We start from the raw sequence: 348 nt of genomic DNA on the forward strand, positions 1-348 counted from the left end.
CTACAACCCGTGGTAAATATTCTTCGAAATGAAGGCGTAAAGCTTCAGTGATCCAGGTCCGGTATTCCATACGATAGTGTCCACTTCAAAATGATGGACATTATTTTTGTGGAGCCGGAGGAAACAGACCAGACGGTTTAAATGAGCCGGTTACGAAGAAGCTGAGGTTCTGCGCTTTGATAATTTTGACGATGCCGTTGAGTGTTGCGCAGACCTGAATATTCCGTTCTTTGTGGATGCCAGAAACAAAAAACTGGTCTTCTGGTTTGTACGTGTTGATGACGAAGGGTATCCGGAAATTGCCCGCTGCATGGAGCGGGAATTTGTGACAATTCCTGCCGGTATCAA

The 348-nt window shown here is 45.7% G+C and carries 1 pseudogene; it reads right to left on the reverse strand.

Features of this window, described 5'->3' with window-relative positions:
* Window positions 1-70, reverse strand: a pseudogene (locus ACUU1I_RS21320) (IS66-like element accessory protein TnpA); the annotation flags it as partial.
* Between the last annotated feature and the right edge of the window lie 278 nt (window positions 71-348).

It is taken from the genome of Shigella sp. SIG3, assembly GCF_053555855.1.